The following is a 16,957-nucleotide window of genomic DNA, read 5'->3' on the forward strand; positions in this document are numbered from 1 at the left end:
CCGGTAGTCACTCCCGAACCCCCGTGAACGACGGTCCCGGAATCCGGATCGAGACGACGCTTCCTCGCGGATCGTTCTCGCGAAACTCGAGGTCGCCCCCGAGCCGCGTGACGCCCCAGTACACCAGCCAGAGTCCGACTCCGCTCCCGTGACGCAGGGGGGTCTCCGTTCCCTCGAGCAGAACCGTCCGTTCCTGATCCGGGATCCCCGGCCCGTCGTCCGCGACGTCGATCGCGACCCCGAACGACTCCCGTCGAATGCCGAGATCCACGCGCGGGTCGGCGGCGTCGTTGTGCTCGACTGCGTTCTCGACGGTCTCTTCGAGCACCGTCTCGAGGACGTGTCGGTCCGTCCGGAGCCTGAGTTCGGGCTCCGAATCCGGCGCCGAGACCGCGACCGATGCGCCGGGATACCGCGCTTCCACGTCGGCTGCGACCCGACGAGCGATCCCGATCACGTCGACGGGCTCGGAGTCGACCGTCTCCCGGGCGAGAAACCGTTCGGCTCGCCTGAGCGCCGTTCCGAGCTCCGCTACCTCGCTCGCCGTCGCATGAATTCGCTCGGCGAGGGCCGCCGGTTCGACGGTCTCGTCGTCCCGCTCGAGCGCTTCGGCGAACCCGCGAACAGCGTCCAGATCGTTCCTGAGGTTGTGTCGCAACACCCTGTTGAGCACCTCGAGGCGTTGCTCGTGGGTTCGCCGGTCGGTCACGTCCCGGAGGAGAACGGCCCGTCCGATCGGGTCGCCGCCGTGGCTCGTAAGCGGCAACCGGTCGACGACGAACTCCCGTCGGCCGTCGCTCGTTTCGATCGTCGTCGGCTGGCTGTCGGTCGAGTCGGGATCGATACCGAACGCGTCGTCGATCGGTTCTCCGAGCGCCTCCGACCGATCGACGTCGAAGGTTCGTTCCGCGGTCTGGTTGAGATCGATCACCTGCCCGTCGCGGTCGGTGATCGCGACCGACGCCGACATCTCGTCGAGAACGGTCTCGCGAGCGAGGTGACCCGCGCTGGGACCGGTCTCGAAGACGCGGTACCGAACCTGGGCGAGCAACAGGAGAACCGCAGTTCCGGCGAGGAGTGCCTGCAGCGCGTCGAATCCTGTCTCGAGGGGAACGGCTGGAACGAATAACTGCACGATCGTGATCGCGGTGAGACCGCCGCCGGCCGTCGTCAGGACGAGACTCCCGCTGAGCGGCAGATCGCCGTAACTGATCGCGGATCGCGCGACGAGAATCGCGCCGTACCCCGCCGCTGCGACGAGGGCGAACTGGAAGACGTTGACGACCAGCACCCAGACGGAAAACAGCCACTCGGGGACGACGAGGCCGAACACCGTAATGCCGATCACGGCGACGCCGAACCCGCCGAGCGCGGCGGTACGACGAATCGTCATGACCGGGCCCCGGCCGGTGTACTCGAAGGCGAGGACGAGCCAGGCGAGCGACGCGAACACGAAGGGGACGAAGATCGCGAACTCGCCTCGGACGTCGGCGAGGATGCCCGCCCGTCCGAGCGCGACGACGCCCGCCATCACCGCGAGAAGCGCCGTCAGCACCACGAACGGGACCGCACCAGGCTGCTCGCGATGGCGTAACGCCAGCAGCGCGACGAGACCGAACGTACAGACGACGGCGACGCCGATCCCGAGCGCCAGCGGATCAGTCACCGTCGGTCACCTCCCTCGCGGCCGGTCCCGGTTTCACCGTCGGCCACGACTTCGGCAGCCCCGGTCTCGGGAGTCGATTCGATTTCCTTGCTCGAGGCGGCGTCGGCCGTCGGCACCTCGAGTACGGCCCGCCGTACTCCAGGTTCCGGGACGTGAACCGAAACGTCTCCGCCGACGTGCTGTGCCGCCAGTCGGGCCATCTCGGCCGAGAGTTCGCCCGGAGACTGGACGTCGTTGCCGATGACGCCGGATTCGGCGCTGGTGGCCCCCTCGTCCGGGTCCACGGGCCTATCGTCGGTGACGGCGATCTCGAGCGTTCGGTCGCCGTCGACGACCTCGAGTTCGACGACTTCCCGTCCGTGCTCGAGGGCGTCCGCGAGCAGCGTCTCGAGGATCGCTTCGAGCACGGCAGCGTCTATCGCTGCGGCTGGTGGAGCGTCGTCCATCGCGATCTCGAGGTCGACGTCGGCATCCTCGGTGGCGGGGACGGCGACCGTTCGGACGACCGAGGCGACGTCGGCCGCGCCGGAACCACCCGCGGCCAGCGCACGTTCGATCTCCCGCGTCCGGGCGACGAGGTCGACGACTGCGGTCGTTTCTCGACGAATCTCGGCCCCGACACGTGCGGGATCCGGCTCCTCGTCCGCGTCTTCCGTGGCGGAGTCGGCGTCCCGTTCGGACGCCGCGACCGTCGCCGCCTCGTCAGCGACCGCTGCCATTCGGTCGCTGACGGCGCCGGTCAGCAGCTGGTTGAGCACGCCGAGTCGACGCTCCCGGCGCTGGCGGTCGGTCACGTCCCGACAGACCAGCAGATAGCCGAACGATCGACCCCGGACGTCGGTGATACGGTTCGCGGTGACCGCGAGTGTGGCATCCGCCGCCGTCCGAACCTGCACCGGCTCGTCGGCCCCTGCCACCTCGGGGAGATCGATCGTAGACGGGAGCAGCGCGTCCAGCGGCTCGCCCAGAACGTCCGATCGCTCGGTGTCGAACGAGCGCTCGCCCGCGGGGTTGAGATCACGAATCCGTTCCTCGCGGTCGACGACGACGACCGCGTCCGCCATCTCCTCGATGAGTCGGTCTCGACCGGCGATGCGTGCGACGGGCGGGGCCTCGAAAATGGGATACCGACGGATCGCGAGGACGAACAGCCCGCTGGAGAGCAGTACCGTCGCGGGGACCGTGCTCGGCCGGACGAGGCTGTTGGCGGTGAGCGGACCGAGTGCGAGTACCGCCGCCCCCGCGGACAGCGCGACCCCTTCCCTGAACCGGACGGCGTTCCGTTGGAGCGACGTCGTTAGCACGAGGAGAACGCCGATGCTCAACAGCACGATCAGGAAGAACGCGCCGAAGCCGAGCGCGAGCTCGAGGCTGGTTTCCATCTCCGCTTCGGGGGGTGGCGAGAGCTCACCGAAGCGCGCCATCGCGGGAACGAGAACCCAGGCGAGGACGACTGTCGCAGCGGCGAGCGAGAAGAGCCGGCCGCCGCGGCCGGTGTACTGCAGCGTGAAGAGAAACCAGAACCCGGCGGCGAGAATCACGACCACGTGGATAACTCCTACCCAGAGCGGGGACGCCACCGCCGCCGGGACCATAGCGGACAGCGCGCGTTCGACGAGCGTGGGATAGACTACGGCGAGGTGCGCGACCGTACCGGCGAACATCGTGACGGCGACCACGAGAAGGGGACGTGCGGTCGGCTCCGCACGCCGTTTCCACATCGCGACGACGAAATACCCCGTCAGCACGACGGCAGCGAGTTCGATGCCGAGCCCCAGAACGGATGTCGCCGCGGTCATGGCTGTGAACTGAACCCGTCGCCTCGTTCGGCTTCGTCTCGCCGGCCCGGCGAGCGCTCCAGTGCCGATCGTCGGTACGCCCGATCGCGCCACCTCGCGGTGATGAACGGCTCCTCGGCATCCGCTGGCGGACCCCTGGCGGATCGAATCCCGAACCCGATCTGTGAGCGAGTCAACACGACTTCAATAATCGGTACCGTCGTGAGCGGCTCTATTAAATCCCGGCGGCGGCCTCGCCGCGGAATCGGACCGCGGGACGCCCGCTCGATCGGTTCAGACTGTCGGACGAAACCATTCACACATCGATCGCACTCGAGCGGTCGGTGCTGGCGGCAACGATCCACGAAACGCGATCGAGTGGTCACTGCCTGTTGTCCGACAGTATCAATCATTGTCCGCGACCGACGGCCGCGTTTCGTGGCTCTCGGCCGCGTCCCACTCCGCCACTCGAGTCGCCCACAGGTACAGCAGACTCGGCAGGACGAAGACGCTCAGCAGGAACGACAGCGCGAGCGCCAGCACCACGATCGCGCCGAACGAGCGGATCTGCGGCCCGGGGTGGAGCAGGAGCGTCGCGAACGCCGCGCCGGACGTGAGCGCGCTGCCGAGCAGGGCACCGCCGGTCCCCGTCACGGCCGTGTAGAGCGCCGTCGCGGGATCGGCGCCGCGCTCGAGGGCCTGCGCGAACCGGTCGCTCACGTGGATGTTGTAATCGATCCCGAGCCCGATCGTGATGCTCATCAGGAGCGCCGTCACGAACGTCAGCGGCACGCCGAAGAGGGACATGCTGCCGATGACCAGTCCGACGACGAGCGCGATCGGGACCACGGTGAGCGCGCCCAGCAGGGCGCTGTCGCGCTCGAACCGGTAGATCGCCGCGAGCGCGACGAGGACGCCGGCGAGCGCGATCAGCATCGTCTCCATAATGTCGTCTGCCAGCACCGCCAGTTCGGCGTTGTTCAGCGTCGCGACCCCGACCGGCGTCACCGACGCCGCCGAGCCGTCTTCCATCTCGTCGGCGATGTCGTGCATCGCGTCGCCTTGCTCGCCGACGTCGAGGCCCTGCTGGACCGGCACGTGGACCAGCAGCGTTCGGTACTCGCCGTCGTCGGTTCGCTCGATCACCTGCTCGGCCTGCTCCGGCGCGGCGTCGAACAGCGCGTCGTACACCTCGTCGACGTCCTGGTTGGGAACGCCGTCGCCGGTCGTGTCGGCGCCGTGGTACACCTCGGCGAACTCCTCGTCGGTCGCCGCCGTCTCCGCCATCACCGACAGCGGCGACAGCACCGCGACCTCGCCGCCCTGGCTGTACGTCACGTCGCTGTCGTCGGCGGCCGCGTGGCCGTCGGCGACCGCCTCGAGCGTCTCCGGATCGGTGGGATCGCCGTCGACCAGGAAGCGCGTGCTGCTCGTGAACTCGTGGTCGCCCTGGTACTGCTCCTGCTCGTACGCCAGGTTCTGCTGGTACTCCGTGTCGGCCGCCTCCCAGGCCATCGGCCCCGGCAGTTCGGTCTTCCAGTCGGCGACCTCGATGTCCTGCTGGAACCCCTGTCTGTCGATGTCGGCGTACGCGAGTCCGCCGGCGGTGCCGGCGACGAGGGCGACGACGACGACGACCGGCGCCGCGCGACGGGCGACGTGGACGCCACTCGAGAGGACCGGGCGGAGGTACCGCCCCTTCCCGAGGGCGGTCTTCCGGCGGTCGAACCCGAATCGCTCGAGCAAGCCGTCGGCACCGATCTTCAGCGCGGGAACGAGGGTGACGAAGATCACGAACGCGGAGAGCACGCCGAGCGTGATGCCGATCCCGAGCTCTCGGATCATCGACAGCGGGCTTGTGAGATTCGAGAGGAAGCCGATCGCGGCGGTCAGCGCCACCAGCAGGAACGCGACCGCGACCGATCCCGTCGACCGCGACATGGCCTCCCGAATTCCGTCCTCCGGGCCGCGGTGCTCGCGATACCGCATGAAGACGTGTAACCCGAAGTCGATCGATAGCGCGACGATCAACACCGGTCCGATGATGATCGTCATCCCCGCGGGGATGCCCAGCCAGCCGAGGATGCCGAACATCCACAGCACCGAGACGACGACGCCGACGAACCCGATCAGCACGTCGACGACGTCACGGTAGGCGAACGCGAGGACGGCCAGCACGAGCACCAGCGCCGGCGGCAGGATCAGCCAGACCGTGTCGCTCTGTTGCTGTTCGATCCAGGGCTCCTGGGCGAACTCGCCCAGCGTGAAGACGTCGGGGTCGTCGCGCTCTTCCGCGGCCTCGAACAGCGTCCGCTGGGCGTCTTCGGGCGGGGACGCGAGTTGGTTCTCCGGCGCCTCGTCGACCTCGAACTCGAACTGCATCCGGAACGACTCCGCCTCGGCGGTGCCGGACTCGTAGCTGGCGGGCAAGAACGCCTGCGTCGCCTCGCCACCGGTGAACGTTCGCTCGACGACGGCTGCAACCTCGTCGTCGTCCGCGGCCTCGAGCGCCTCGATCTGCTCGTCTACGTCCGCGTCGGGATCGCCGGCCAACTGCATCGCGATCGCGTTCGGCGGGCCGACGACGCCGTCTTCCTCGAGGGAGTCGGCGACCGCGTCGGATTCCGTGACTTCCTGTTGATATTCTAGCGCCTCGAGCAGCGCTGCTTGCGAGAGCGCGTTCCCCGTGTCGTCTCTGACGTAGACGTTCGACGTCGCCGTCGGCTCGTCGTCTTCGTCGGCGTAGTTGTCGTCGACGTACTCGGCCGCTTCTCCGACCTCGGTCTGGGTCTCGAGTTCGTCGCCGAACGCTTCCTCCTGCTCCGCTTCGATCTGCGGGATGCCCATCAACACGCCGGCCGTCGCGACGAGCATCACGAGGAGGACCAGCCGGTTGTGCGCTGTTACGATCGCTGCGATTCGATCGATCGTGTCGTCGATTCGACCCATGAGTTGCTCGGTTCCGACTCGAACCGGGAGGTCCAAATAACGGGATTCGCCGTTTCTGAGCCAGAAACGGGGTGGTGCCAGTGACCGTCCCAGGAAGTGAGTCAGGAGAGCGTCGCCCGATCGAACCGTCTCACACCGAGGACGATCGGCACCAGCAGCCAGCCGACCAGTATCACGGCGGCGATCTCGGGCTGGACGTACCACGAAAGCTCGTCGGGACGAGGAAGCCCCATCGTCGCTGTCATCCCGTCGGGAAAGACGCCGATCGTCGAGACGAGATACGCTCGCGTCGGGTTCGTGACCATGCCGACGAACTGGATGAGATCCGCACCAATGCCGAGCCCGAGTACGTCGTTGAGGACGTATTCGAGCCCGGCTAACCCCGAGATATCGTCGTTCAGCGTCACGAGGTTCGTCGCGAAGTAAAACCCGAGGGCGCCGGCCATCGCTCGCGACCGAGTCGCCGTTGCCGCCGAGATACCGATCGCGACTGCGACGTAAGCGAGCGCGTACACCGTCGTGAGGGCGGCGATTTTGACGAACACCGCCGCGTGAAGCGACTCGAACCACGCCACCGCCAGGATCGCGGCGACCGCGAACCCGAGGACGAGCGACGCGGCGACGATGCTCGCTCTCGAAACGAACTTCCCGAGAACCACGTCGCGGCGGCTGACCGGCGTCGACAAGAGATACTTGATGCTCCCGGATTCGCGCTCGCCGGCGATGGCGAGGTAGGTCGCCACGAGCGCGATCGCCGGAACGAACACCGCGCCGACGAACGCCATGTTCCACAGCGCCACGAGGAGATCGGGCGGTCCCGCGACACTGCCGAGTCGGACCTGGAGGAAAAACAGCGCGATCAACAGGGGATAGTGGACGCCGACGGACCAGACGATCTTCGCCCGCCGAGCGTCGAGGAAATCCTTGGAAGCGACGGTCCGAACGCTCATCCCGCCACCTCCGTTCGAGTGCCCTCTCGCCCGTCGTCCGTCAGCGACCGTTCCGCCCGGTGGTTCGACGTGTAGGTGTTGAACAGCCGCTCGAGCGACGTCTCTTCCGAGACGATGTCCAGGACTCGCGTTCGCTCGTCCAGTGCGGCGACGACCTCGGCTTTCGCCGTCGGATCGGCCAGCGACGCCCTCACCGTCGATCCCTCGACCGTAACGGACTCGACGCCGTTTCGCCGCTCGAGCGCGAGATCGTCCGGGACGCGAGCGACGTCGACGCTGATCGTACCGCCGAACTCGAGCGTCGTTCGAAGCGCGTCGGGCGTTCCGGTGGCCACGAGTTCCCCGTCGTCCAGGATCCCGATCCGATCGCACACCGCCTCGACTTCACCGAGAACGTGGCTCGAGAAGAATACCGTCCGTCCGTCGCGTGCCTCTTCGCGGACGATCTCGCGAAACTCCTGCATCCCGTTCGGATCCAGCCCCGCGGACGGTTCGTCGAGGATCAGCAGGTCGGGCTCGCCGACCAGCGCCATGGCGAACGCGAGCCGCTGTCGCATCCCCTTCGAGTAGCCGCCGACCGCACGGTCGGCGTCGGCGCTCGAGAGCCCGACGCGGTCGAGTGCCGCGCCGGCGTCTACCGAAACGTCGTTCGCTCGAGCCACCCACTCGACGTGCTCGCGGCCGGTGAGGCGCTCGTAGAGGCTGCTTCCCTCGGGAAGGACCCCGGTTCGACGCCGAATCCGATCCGCGTCGGTCGTGGGATCGTGACCGAGGACGGTCGCGGACCCCTCGGTCGGGCGGACGAAGTCGAGTAGCATGTTGATGACCGTCGATTTCCCGGCGCCGTTCGGACCGAGGAATCCGAACACCTCACCCTCCCGAACCCGCAAATCGAGGTCGTCGACGGCCACGACGCCCCCATCGAAGCGCTTCGTGAGCCCCGTCGTCTGGATAGCAGTCATCCGTGCACCCCGACGAACGCCGATACTCGGTTTCCGAGCGTTTCGACTCGACGTTTCGTCCCCGACCGATCGTCCTCGGTGCGCGATTCGTCGAGGATCCACCGGACGCTCCAGGCGACGACGGCGACGCTGCCGATACCGATCGCCGTCGCGATCGGATTCGATACCGCAACTAACGCTCCGGCCAGCAGCCCGACGTATGCGACCGCACCGCCAGCGGTTCGCCGGGCCGCCCGTCTCCTGGCGACCGCCGTTTCCGTACTCTCAGGGTCTCTGGTTCCAGTGTACATGGGTACTCACCGTTCTGGACGCCGTGACGTTCTCCTGCCACGCGCACTTGGAGAAACGAGGTGCCGTCCGAGGTCGATTGCTCCGGATATGCTGGGTGGGTTTATGTATGGGACTGTGACTCGAGCCGAGGGGGCGGCGACGATTTGGGTCGGACGAACACCCGTATCCCGGGCACAACGCTTTACTGATCGTTCGGTGGAGATTCTGGTATGCCCGTGCGCGAAGCGACCGTCACCGTGAGTGACGACGCGTTCGACGCGATGGGGATCGGCGAACTCCTCTCTCTCAGTCGGGACGCGGGGATTCGGGAGTTCGAAGAACTCGCCTGTCGCGGGACCGGCGCGGTCGTACAGGTGACCGTCGAGCGGCGGTACGACGAGGAGCGACTCTCGGCGCTCGAGTGCGTCGACCGGTGGAACCGCGTCTCCGAGACGGCGGACGGACACGTGTACGTCATCGCGTTTACCGCCCCCGAACTGCCGACGACTCTCGCCGAGCGGGCCGACGACCTGCTCGGTACCTGCGATCCGGAACTGGAGGGGGAGACCGCGTCGATCTCGCTGGTCGGCTCGCAGGAGACGATCTCGTCCACGCTCGGCGAGTTCGAGACTGCCGGCGTGTCGGCCGACCTTCGGAAACTCGGCGCGTACGAGGGACGAACGCGACCGCTGGACGAGTTGACCGACCGGCAGCGCGAGGTCCTTCGAACGGCTCATCGCCTGGGGTACTACGAGGTCCCTCGAGACGCGACGACGGACGACGTCGCCTCGGAACTCGAACTCGACCCTTCGACCGTCGCCGAACATCTCCAGCGGGCCGAACGGAACGTCTTCGATCGACTGCTCTAGCGATTCTCTCACGAATCCGCGTCTCGAGCTGTACGTTACCTCACGAGTTGGGTCGCAAACTCGGTCGCTCCCGAAAGCGGCATCGCAACGGTCGCAGCCGGAACGGTTGTCGCCCATCGTTCGTACGCCGTCCGATCCGGAAACGCCTTCACGTACGGGCAGATCGCTGCATACCCCTGCTCGAGCGACGGCTCTCCGTCCGACGGCGGTTCGACGCTCGCGTCGATCCCGAACGAGAAGACCGCCTCTCGCGGGGCGACCGTCAGTTCGGACGTCCCGATCGCCCGGGCCTCGATCACGGTGCCGCCCGGGCTTTTCGTTCGGATATCGACCGGACGGTCCGTTAGTCCCGCCAGTATCACCGCGTCGTAAAAACACGCGAAGTCGTACCGCTCGCCGTCAACGAGGGCCCAGTGGTCCGTCGGTTCCTCGGACAGGCACAGTTCCTCGAGCGTAATCGATCCGTCACCCGCGAGTCGTCGAACGGCTGTCGTCCAGTCGCCCAGCGTTTCGACCGGTTCCGTGCCGAGGAATCGACCGAGAGCCGCTTGCAGTTCTTCGGGGAGTTGGGCTTCGAGAACGGGAGTCTCTGTACTCCACTGGGTCGCAGTCGTCGCTGTTCGGTCGTCTCGGTTCTCGGGGATACCACAGCAGGTACACGAGTCCTCTAGCATAGCGACGGCTACGTTCGCGACGGAAATCGGCGTGACTCCCAACCTGCTGGGCGGGTTTATCTCGGCCGCATGATGCATAGCGGTTTTCGGAAGCGACTGGGACCGTGAGGGTCGACGGTTCGTTCCCGCGGTCGAGATCCACGCAACCTCCCGAGATGGTCTCCGAATCGCGATCGATACCGACGGAACATTCGTTATATTTGTCTGGTAACGCGCGGTCGTCGACCACCACCGCTATGTGAACCGCTGTCAAACGATAGCGAACGAGAGACGGCGGATATCCGCCCGAACGAACCAAAACGATGCGCGAAGCAATCATCACGCTCAGCGACTCCGAACTCGAGGCGGTTGGCTTCGGCGGCCTCGTTTCTCTCGTTCGAGACGCCGGCGTGCGTGAGATCCAGATGCTCGAGGACGAGGGGTACACCTGCGTTCCCCAGGTCGAGGTCGAAGCACGGCTCGACGAAGACGCGCTCGAGACGTTCGAGTGCGTCGACCGATGGGAGCTAGTGACCGAGAAGTCGAACACGTACGTCTATCTCTTCGAACTCACTGCCACTGGGCTTCCACCCGAAATCGACGACGATTTCGACGAACTGATCGGTACGTGTTCCCCCACTGTGAGCGATCGCGGGATGTTGCTGTCGTTCGTCGGCTCGCAGGAAGCTATCCGCAACGTGCTTCGTCACTACGAGGCCGCCGGCACCGCCCCGGCCCTCCAAAAACTCGCCGAATACGAGGGCGACCGGAACTCACTCGACGCGCTCACCGACCGCCAGTTCGAGGTGATCCGAACGGCCTACGAGATGGGCTTTTACGAAATCCCTCGAGAGGCGTCCACGGAGGACGTCGCAGCAGCGCTGGATCTCAACACGGCGACGGTTTCGGAACATCTCCAGCGGGCCGAGCGGAATCTCCTGACGCAGCAACTCACGGCGTAAATCGCCTCGGGGTCAAGTGGTTCGAGAGACTTCGTCTCTCGTCATCACGGAAGATCGAAGATCTTCCGTACGACCCCGAGGCTTTCGCGTGGACTCCCGTTCTATGCCTCAGTAGAGGCAGGGGGTACGTACTCCCCGCTCACGTTCAGCGTCCCGCGATTCAAGCGCACATCTACGGGTGCGCCTCCATCGTCTGCATTTTGCCGACGACGGAGATACTGCAAACCGATGTTCTTCGAAGCGTTGTAATCGGCGTGGTTCTTGTACCCACATTTCTGGCACTCGAACACCTCTCCCACCCGATTGTTATCGTGGGTAAACCCACACGTCGAACACCGCTTCGACGTGTTTCGCGGGTCAACCTGTACGGCTTCGATGCCGTGTTCTTCGGCCTTGTATTCGACGTAGTCGTAGAGGCGTCGGAACGCCCAGACGTGTTGCCACGTCGCCCCTGGAATATTCTCCCGGATATGGGTCAAATCCTCGAACACGATATGCGAACAGTCGTTTTCGACAGCCTCCACGATAAGTTCGTTCGCCACTGTGTGTAGGTGTATCTCGAAGCGTCCGTACTCTTTCTGCCCGACCGATTCGATGTTCTCGTGGGCGTGACGAGAACCACACTGTTGAAGCGAACCACGACGTTTCTCGTATTCTCGACGCCAGTGGTTGAACTCGTCTGCCGACCAGAATCGCCCCGTCGAAGCGACGGCGAGGTTGTTGACGCCCAAATCCACACCAAGGACTGTTCTGTGCTTGGACTCGGATTCGGGCGTTTCCTCGTCTGCCTCGACTTTTTCCATCGAGGCGTGGAGATACCAGTCACCGTCCCGATACTGTAAGTGCGCCATCCGAAACTCGAAGCCCTCGTCGGAGACGTACTTCGTGGGCGGTGTCTCCGAGTCGTCGGGGAGGATGTAATCGCACTCAACACGCCCATCCACGGTGGAGAGAGAAACGTGATCGCGGTGGAACGTCGCGCTCCGCTTGTCGTACACCGCACTATCCGCAGAAAAGTGCGGTTGCGACGTGTTCTCGCCACGTTTGAGTCGTTCGACTCCGCTTTTGACGGCTTCAACCGCCCTGCGAATCCCTTTCTGGACGAGGTTCGCGGTGAGGTCGGTTTCGTCGCGGAGTTGGTCGTACAGGGCGCGTTCGGCTTTCGCTTTGGAAATGACGTGGTAGCCGTCGTCGCCGTGCCAGCACCATTCGCTCGCGGTGTTGGCGCAGTGTTTGAACTGCTCGACAGTCTCTCGAAGCGAATCGTCGGCTCCTTCGGGAGTGTCGAGTTTGATGACGGCGGTACGACGGTATTCCACTGTGATTTCACATATATGGCTGATGTTACTTATACGTCTGGGAGTCGGCCTGCCGTCGTGACGTGGTTTGTGTCAGCGGTTGTCGGCTTCCTCCCCGACCTCAAGGGTCGGGGCATCCGCCTTGTACCGCCTGTGAACTTCTCCGGAGCCGGATTTCCCGTGGTACTCGCCCGTAGAGTCCGGGAGCCGGGAGTGACAACCAACGGATTACACCGAGACGTATTCGGGGCCCGAGATCGTCGAGCCGGTTTAAACCCACCCAGTACATCCGCAGGAACCGAGATGCTGGTTTCGGTGTACAGTTCTTCTCGTATGGGAGACCAGACGACAGCGAACGACGAACGGTATCGGACGGACACAATCGGTTCCGAATCACTTCCCGCGGACGCCGATCGGCGACTCCGGTGGGGTGCCTATCTGATAGCCACTGCCGGGCTCATGTTCGTGCTCCACGGGATCGGGTTCATTTACCGGACCTACTACACCTCGGGGTTCGAGCTGGGCGTCGACGAACTCGACGGCGTCACGGCGACCGAACTCGCCGCGACCCACCCGGAGGTCGCGTCCTACATCGCCCACGTTCACGTGAGCTTCGCCGGCCTCATGATCGCGGTCGGACTCGGCATCGTCGCCCTCGCCTGGTACGGGGTTCGGCGCGGCGACGGGTGGGCGCTGACGACGGCGCTCGGCGTGCCGCTCGTCTTCGCGGCGTTTTCCCTCCCGGTCCACCAGACCGTCCACTTCGAGTTCGACTTCCTGTTGCACCTCGGGCCGGCCGCGCTCGGGTTGCCGATCCTGATCGGCGGCGGCGTGCTGGCCTACCGGGGAACGCGATCCGGTAATAGCTCGTCCGCAGTAGCGGAGGTGGCCGATGAGCACTGAGCCGACAGCAGCACTCGAAGAAGCGTGGTCGACCGGGTCGTACGTCGAACTCGCCAGGAACTACCGGTCGATGGCCGCACAGCTCGTCGAACGCACGGCCGTCGACTCGAGCGACGAGGTGCTCGACGTCGGATGCGGTACGGGAAACGTCGCGATCACCGCCGCCCGTCGCGGTGCGCGGGTATCGGGCCTCGACGTCGCTCCCGTCATGCTCGAGCGAGCGCGGGAAAACGCCGAGATCGCCGGTGTCGACGACGTCGAGTGGCACGAAGGGGACGCGACCGACCTCCCCTTCGAGGAGAACGCCGTCGACGTGACGCTCTCGTCGCTGGGGCACATGTACGGCGATCCGCCCGACGCTGCGGCTCGAGAGCTGCTTCGCGTGACGCGACCCGGCGGACGGATCGGATTCACCGCCTGGACGCCGACGGGCCTCTTCCCGAAGATGGCTGGACTCGTGGCAGCGCGCCTCTCTCCGGACGATCGGCCGGAGTTCTCGGAACCCCCGTTCGCGTGGGGCGATCCCGACGTCGTCACGCAGCGACTGGGAGCGACCGTCGACGAGTTGACGTTCCGGGCCGAGACGGTGCTGTACCCCGCCCTCTCGCCGGCCCACTTCTGGCGGGAACTGGTCGCTCACTCCGGCCTGTTCATCACGTACATCGAACGGGTCGACGACCGGCCGGAACTCCGGGAAGCGGTGCTCGAGACGATCGAATCACACTTCGACGACGGCGAGAATGCAGTCGAACTCGAGTACCGCAGTACGACGGCGACGGTTCCGGAATCGAACTAACGAGAGCACTCGAAGGTCGCCCCCCTCGAGAGGAGACTACGACGGCAGGCCGCCGACTGGTCACCCCGGTGGTCGATCGGGCGGTACTTCCCGGTCCGCACTCGGTATCGGAGTCAAGGGCGGATTCACCACACCGGTCACCGAAAGCGCCTGCCTTTCGTTTCCGGACCGGTCAGAAACCACTTGAGCAGCGTCGCCTCGCCTCGGCGCAGCACCGTGCTCGCGGTCGACTTGTCGACGCCGACCGTCTCGGCGAGTTCCGCGAGCGTACACTCCCGCGGTACTTCGAAGTAGCCCTCTCGGAGTGCGGTTTCGAGGAGTTCGCGCTGCCGATCGGTCAACAGCGTCTCCGTGTCCGTCGTGTGCACCAGCGTTTGCAGTTCGTACGCGACGTCCCCTGCCTCGAGCGCTGCCCGCAGTTGCTCGAGTTCTTCCTGCGTCCCGGTCAGGTCGAACTCGAACCAGCCGTTTCGCACGACCACCGGGAACTCGACGGGGAGTGAGAGCAGTTCGACGAAGTCGTAGAGATCGGTATCCGTCGTTTCGTACTTTCCGAACGCGCGCCTGTCGGTCGATTCCAGCAGTTCGTACCTGATGATCGCAGGATGCGCGCGCAGCGCGTCGACGGTCGCGTCCGGAGTCGCTGTACTGACCTCTCCGAGTTCGACCGCGGTGTCGTCCATCCGACGTCCCGCCAGGAGCCTGAACGTCGCGTCGGGAAACCGCCTTGAGAGGTCCGTCACCCATACGCCCTCCGGCAAACGGATCCGGAACTGTGCGCGAATCATGGTTCGGTGGTGGGTCGGCGTGACCGTGTCGTCGACCCGAGCCGATATCGGATGGTCGGGTTCGACGCCAACACGTTGGGGCAATCAGCAAGGAGAACCCCCGCGAGTATGAGTGTGATGGCGACACAGCACCAAAGCGACGACGGGGTTATCGAGCGGAAAGTAACCGCCGAACGCGAGGCGGAGTTCGTCGTCTTCCACATCGGCGTGCGGATCAACGAGTTCTGGAAGATTCACCGGTGGCTCCCGCTGGTGCTCATCGCGCCACGTATGGTCCGCGAACTGGTCGACGATCCGGAGTCGGGCCTGCTCGGGAGTCGAACGGTGGTCGGACCGGGCGTTCGCCACGTCGGGTTCGTCCAGTACTGGGAGTCGTTCGACGCGTTGCGGGAGTACGCCCGCGACGACGATCGGTTGCACTTCCCTGCCTGGCAGGAGTACTACCGGAGCGGGACCAAGAAGGACACTGCCGTCGGCATCTGGCACGAAACCTACCTCGTTCGGGCCGGTGAGTACGAGACCGTCTACAACAACATGCCGCCGCACGGACTCGCCGCGTGCGACGGAACGGAGATCGTGTCCGCAGGGGGTCGGCGGGAGACGGCTTCCGGTCGGCTGGGTCACCCGGACGGGACGGATTCCGCCGTCGGAACGAGTGAAACGAACTGATCGGCCCATCCGTGAGGCTACACTGCGGATCTGCGTCTCCGACCTTCATCGGATCGGCCGAAATGGAGCTACTCGTCGTAGGGCCACCGACCGCCGACCTTCAGCTCCTGGACGTACCCCTCGTCGAGCATCTCCCTGGTCTGCTCTCGAGTGCGCTGGGGGAACTCGCGGTCGCTCTCGGCGGCGGTGAACGCCGCCGAAGCGATGAGGACGGACAGGTCCCGCAGATCCCGGAGGTCCAGCTTGTCAAGTGTATCGGCGTGGGTGTGACCCCAGCCGCGGCCGCTCGAGTCGGAGGTCGAGGACGTCATCGACGCGGGAACGCCCTCCTGGACGAACGCCCACTGGTCGCCGTGCGGGCTGATGGTATCCCCCGTCGCTAACGGGACGTCGAACTCGTCGGCTACTTCCTCGAAGAGCGCCTCGAGGGCGTCGAACTCGTTGGCGTTGACCCGGAGGTTCCGGGAGTTGCCGGCGCCGTCGACGTTGATGACGCACTTCACGTTCGACGGGTCCTGGCTCGCCGCGGAGTGGGAGGCGCCCTGCAGGCCGATCTCCTCCGATCCGAAGGGGACGAACCGCACGCGGGTCTCGAGGTCGTCCTCGACCCGTTTGAGCAGCCGCGCGATCTCGCAGACCAGCGCCGTGCCCGCGCCGTTGTCGTTGGCCCCCTCGGCGATGTCGTGGGCGTCGACGTGGGCGGTCACCATCACCACCTCGTCGGTGTCCGGTCCGGCCTCGCCGACGACGTTCACCGAGTCGGTGCGCTCGTTGCGGGCGTCCACGTCGAGTTCGACGGTCAGCGACCCGTCTTCGCTGTGGCGCAGCAGTCGGTGCCCGACCTCCTTCGAGACGCCCACCGCCGGGACGGGGCCGGGCCGGTTGTCGTAGCCGATCTCGCCGGTCGCCGGCAGACAGCCCTCGACGTGGTTGCGGAAGACGAAGCCGACCGCGCCAGCGTCGACCGCGCTGGCGTACTTCTCCATCCGGTGGAGCCTGCGGCCGTAGTCGTCGGGCGTCTCGCTCGAGGCCATCGCGATCTTCCCCTCGAGGTCGGCGTCCTCGAAGTCCGCCAGGCGGCCGTAGCCGACGTCGACGAGTTCCGCCTCGACGGTGTCGCCGGGTGTGCCCGGAAGTCCGATCACCTGGTAGTCGGCCGCGAAGCTCTCTTCGTGGGCACCACTCGTCCGCATCGCGGCGTCTCCACGCCACCAGCCGTCGATCTCGAACTCGTCGAGATGGACGTTTCGGAGGCCGATCTCTTCGAAGGCCTCCCGGACGCGCTCGGCGCCTCGTCGTTCACCCTCCTGGCCGGCCATCCGGTTGCCGACGTCGACCAGATCCTCGAGGACGTCCCAGTGAAAGCTACTCGTGTACGCATCGCCGACGACGTCGTTCAGCAGTTTCGTCATGAATGGCCGAGCGTATGGCTGTTCAACTTCGC

The 16,957-nt window shown here is 65.7% G+C and carries 15 protein-coding genes; 5 read left to right on the forward strand and 10 right to left on the reverse strand.

The window, feature by feature from the left end; all coding sequences use genetic code 11:
• Nucleotides 1-7: 7 nt before the first annotated feature.
• The 6 genes from CV102_RS14220 to CV102_RS14245 form a co-directional block, all read right to left on the reverse strand.
• Nucleotides 8-1,666: a sensor histidine kinase gene (locus CV102_RS14220; RefSeq protein WP_148858671.1), complete on the reverse strand. Its 1,659-nt coding sequence runs from the start codon at nucleotides 1,664-1,666 to the stop codon at nucleotides 8-10.
• Nucleotides 1,663-3,465, reverse strand: a complete 1,803-nt coding sequence (locus tag CV102_RS14225; RefSeq protein WP_148858672.1) for a PAS domain S-box protein — start codon at nucleotides 3,463-3,465, stop codon at nucleotides 1,663-1,665. The genes CV102_RS14220 and CV102_RS14225 overlap by 4 nt, the downstream gene beginning before the upstream one ends.
• Before the next feature lie 384 nt (nucleotides 3,466-3,849).
• A complete protein-coding gene (locus CV102_RS14230; RefSeq protein ID WP_148858673.1) occupies nucleotides 3,850-6,393 on the reverse strand; it encodes an efflux RND transporter permease subunit in 2,544 nt (847 codons plus the stop codon).
• A 101-nt stretch (nucleotides 6,394-6,494) separates the two neighbouring features.
• Complete coding sequence (locus tag CV102_RS14235; protein WP_148858674.1) at nucleotides 6,495-7,343, reverse strand: ABC transporter permease subunit; 849 nt, start codon at nucleotides 7,341-7,343, stop codon at nucleotides 6,495-6,497.
• The gene (locus CV102_RS14240; RefSeq protein WP_148858675.1) at nucleotides 7,340-8,305 is read right to left on the reverse strand and encodes an ABC transporter ATP-binding protein; all 966 of its coding nucleotides are present in this window, start codon (nucleotides 8,303-8,305) and stop codon (nucleotides 7,340-7,342) included. The genes CV102_RS14235 and CV102_RS14240 overlap by 4 nt, the downstream gene beginning before the upstream one ends.
• Entirely contained in the window at nucleotides 8,302-8,595 is a 294-nt protein-coding gene (locus tag CV102_RS14245) for a hypothetical protein (RefSeq protein WP_148858676.1), read from the reverse strand. Before CV102_RS14245 ends, CV102_RS14240 begins: the two co-directional genes overlap by 4 nt.
• A 210-nt stretch (nucleotides 8,596-8,805) precedes the next feature.
• On the opposite strand from CV102_RS14245, the gene CV102_RS14250 reads away from it, so the two are divergent.
• The gene (locus CV102_RS14250) at nucleotides 8,806-9,444 is read left to right on the forward strand and encodes a helix-turn-helix domain-containing protein (RefSeq protein ID WP_233710695.1); all 639 of its coding nucleotides are present in this window, start codon (nucleotides 8,806-8,808) and stop codon (nucleotides 9,442-9,444) included.
• Between the two features lie 35 nt (nucleotides 9,445-9,479).
• Here the strand turns inward: CV102_RS14250 and merB are convergent, their stop codons facing one another.
• Nucleotides 9,480-10,118 carry an organomercurial lyase gene (gene merB / locus CV102_RS14255; RefSeq protein WP_148858677.1) on the reverse strand — a complete coding sequence of 213 codons (639 nt, stop codon included), beginning with the start codon at nucleotides 10,116-10,118 and terminating at the stop codon, nucleotides 9,480-9,482.
• 302 nt (nucleotides 10,119-10,420) lie between these two features.
• Between merB and CV102_RS14260 the strand changes: the two genes are divergently transcribed.
• Nucleotides 10,421-11,059: a helix-turn-helix domain-containing protein gene (locus CV102_RS14260; protein WP_148858678.1), complete on the forward strand. Its 639-nt coding sequence runs from the start codon at nucleotides 10,421-10,423 to the stop codon at nucleotides 11,057-11,059.
• 101 nt (nucleotides 11,060-11,160) lie between these two features.
• Here CV102_RS14260 and CV102_RS14265 read toward each other — a convergent pair whose 3' ends face one another.
• Entirely contained in the window at nucleotides 11,161-12,378 is a 1,218-nt protein-coding gene (locus CV102_RS14265) for an RNA-guided endonuclease InsQ/TnpB family protein (protein ID WP_148858679.1), read from the reverse strand.
• A 312-nt stretch (nucleotides 12,379-12,690) separates the two neighbouring features.
• On the opposite strand from CV102_RS14265, the gene CV102_RS14270 reads away from it, so the two are divergent.
• The gene (locus tag CV102_RS14270) at nucleotides 12,691-13,260 is read left to right on the forward strand and encodes a hypothetical protein (RefSeq protein WP_148858680.1); all 570 of its coding nucleotides are present in this window, start codon (nucleotides 12,691-12,693) and stop codon (nucleotides 13,258-13,260) included.
• Nucleotides 13,250-14,056, forward strand: a complete 807-nt coding sequence (locus CV102_RS14275; protein WP_148858681.1) for a class I SAM-dependent methyltransferase — start codon at nucleotides 13,250-13,252, stop codon at nucleotides 14,054-14,056. Before CV102_RS14270 ends, CV102_RS14275 begins: the two co-directional genes overlap by 11 nt.
• Before the next feature lie 137 nt (nucleotides 14,057-14,193).
• Here the strand turns inward: CV102_RS14275 and CV102_RS14280 are convergent, their stop codons facing one another.
• Nucleotides 14,194-14,844: a helix-turn-helix domain-containing protein gene (locus CV102_RS14280; protein WP_148858798.1), complete on the reverse strand. Its 651-nt coding sequence runs from the start codon at nucleotides 14,842-14,844 to the stop codon at nucleotides 14,194-14,196.
• Between the two features lie 117 nt (nucleotides 14,845-14,961).
• Here CV102_RS14280 and CV102_RS14285 point away from each other — a divergent pair, with 117 nt between their 5' ends.
• Nucleotides 14,962-15,513 carry a DUF4188 domain-containing protein gene (locus tag CV102_RS14285; protein WP_148858682.1) on the forward strand — a complete coding sequence of 184 codons (552 nt, stop codon included), beginning with the start codon at nucleotides 14,962-14,964 and terminating at the stop codon, nucleotides 15,511-15,513.
• 68 nt (nucleotides 15,514-15,581) lie between these two features.
• On the opposite strand, the gene CV102_RS14290 is transcribed toward CV102_RS14285, so the two are convergent.
• Complete coding sequence (locus tag CV102_RS14290) at nucleotides 15,582-16,925, reverse strand: M28 family peptidase (RefSeq protein WP_148858683.1); 1,344 nt, start codon at nucleotides 16,923-16,925, stop codon at nucleotides 15,582-15,584.
• Between the last annotated feature and the right edge of the window lie 32 nt (nucleotides 16,926-16,957).

It is taken from the genome of Natronococcus pandeyae (assembly GCF_008122205.1).
GTDB classification, from domain to species: Archaea; Halobacteriota; Halobacteria; order Halobacteriales; family Natrialbaceae; genus Natronococcus; species Natronococcus pandeyae.

Coding starts and splice junctions, on each gene's coding strand:
- CV102_RS14285 (WP_148858682.1), top strand. CDS start 14,962: ATGGCGACACAGCACCAAAGCGACGACGGGGTTATCGAGCGGAAAGTA.
- merB (WP_148858677.1), bottom strand. CDS start 10,118: ATGCTAGAGGACTCGTGTACCTGCTGTGGTATCCCCGAGAACCGAGAC.
- CV102_RS14275 (WP_148858681.1), top strand. CDS start 13,250: ATGAGCACTGAGCCGACAGCAGCACTCGAAGAAGCGTGGTCGACCGGG.
- CV102_RS14235 (WP_148858674.1), bottom strand. CDS start 7,343: ATGAGCGTTCGGACCGTCGCTTCCAAGGATTTCCTCGACGCTCGGCGG.
- CV102_RS14240 (WP_148858675.1), bottom strand. CDS start 8,305: ATGACTGCTATCCAGACGACGGGGCTCACGAAGCGCTTCGATGGGGGC.
- CV102_RS14230 (WP_148858673.1), bottom strand. CDS start 6,393: ATGGGTCGAATCGACGACACGATCGATCGAATCGCAGCGATCGTAACA.
- CV102_RS14270 (WP_148858680.1), top strand. CDS start 12,691: ATGGGAGACCAGACGACAGCGAACGACGAACGGTATCGGACGGACACA.
- CV102_RS14260 (WP_148858678.1), top strand. CDS start 10,421: ATGCGCGAAGCAATCATCACGCTCAGCGACTCCGAACTCGAGGCGGTT.
- CV102_RS14290 (WP_148858683.1), bottom strand. CDS start 16,925: ATGACGAAACTGCTGAACGACGTCGTCGGCGATGCGTACACGAGTAGC.
- CV102_RS14225 (WP_148858672.1), bottom strand. CDS start 3,465: ATGACCGCGGCGACATCCGTTCTGGGGCTCGGCATCGAACTCGCTGCC.
- CV102_RS14280 (WP_148858798.1), bottom strand. CDS start 14,844: ATGATTCGCGCACAGTTCCGGATCCGTTTGCCGGAGGGCGTATGGGTG.
- CV102_RS14245 (WP_148858676.1), bottom strand. CDS start 8,595: ATGTACACTGGAACCAGAGACCCTGAGAGTACGGAAACGGCGGTCGCC.
- CV102_RS14250 (WP_233710695.1), top strand. CDS start 8,806: ATGCCCGTGCGCGAAGCGACCGTCACCGTGAGTGACGACGCGTTCGAC.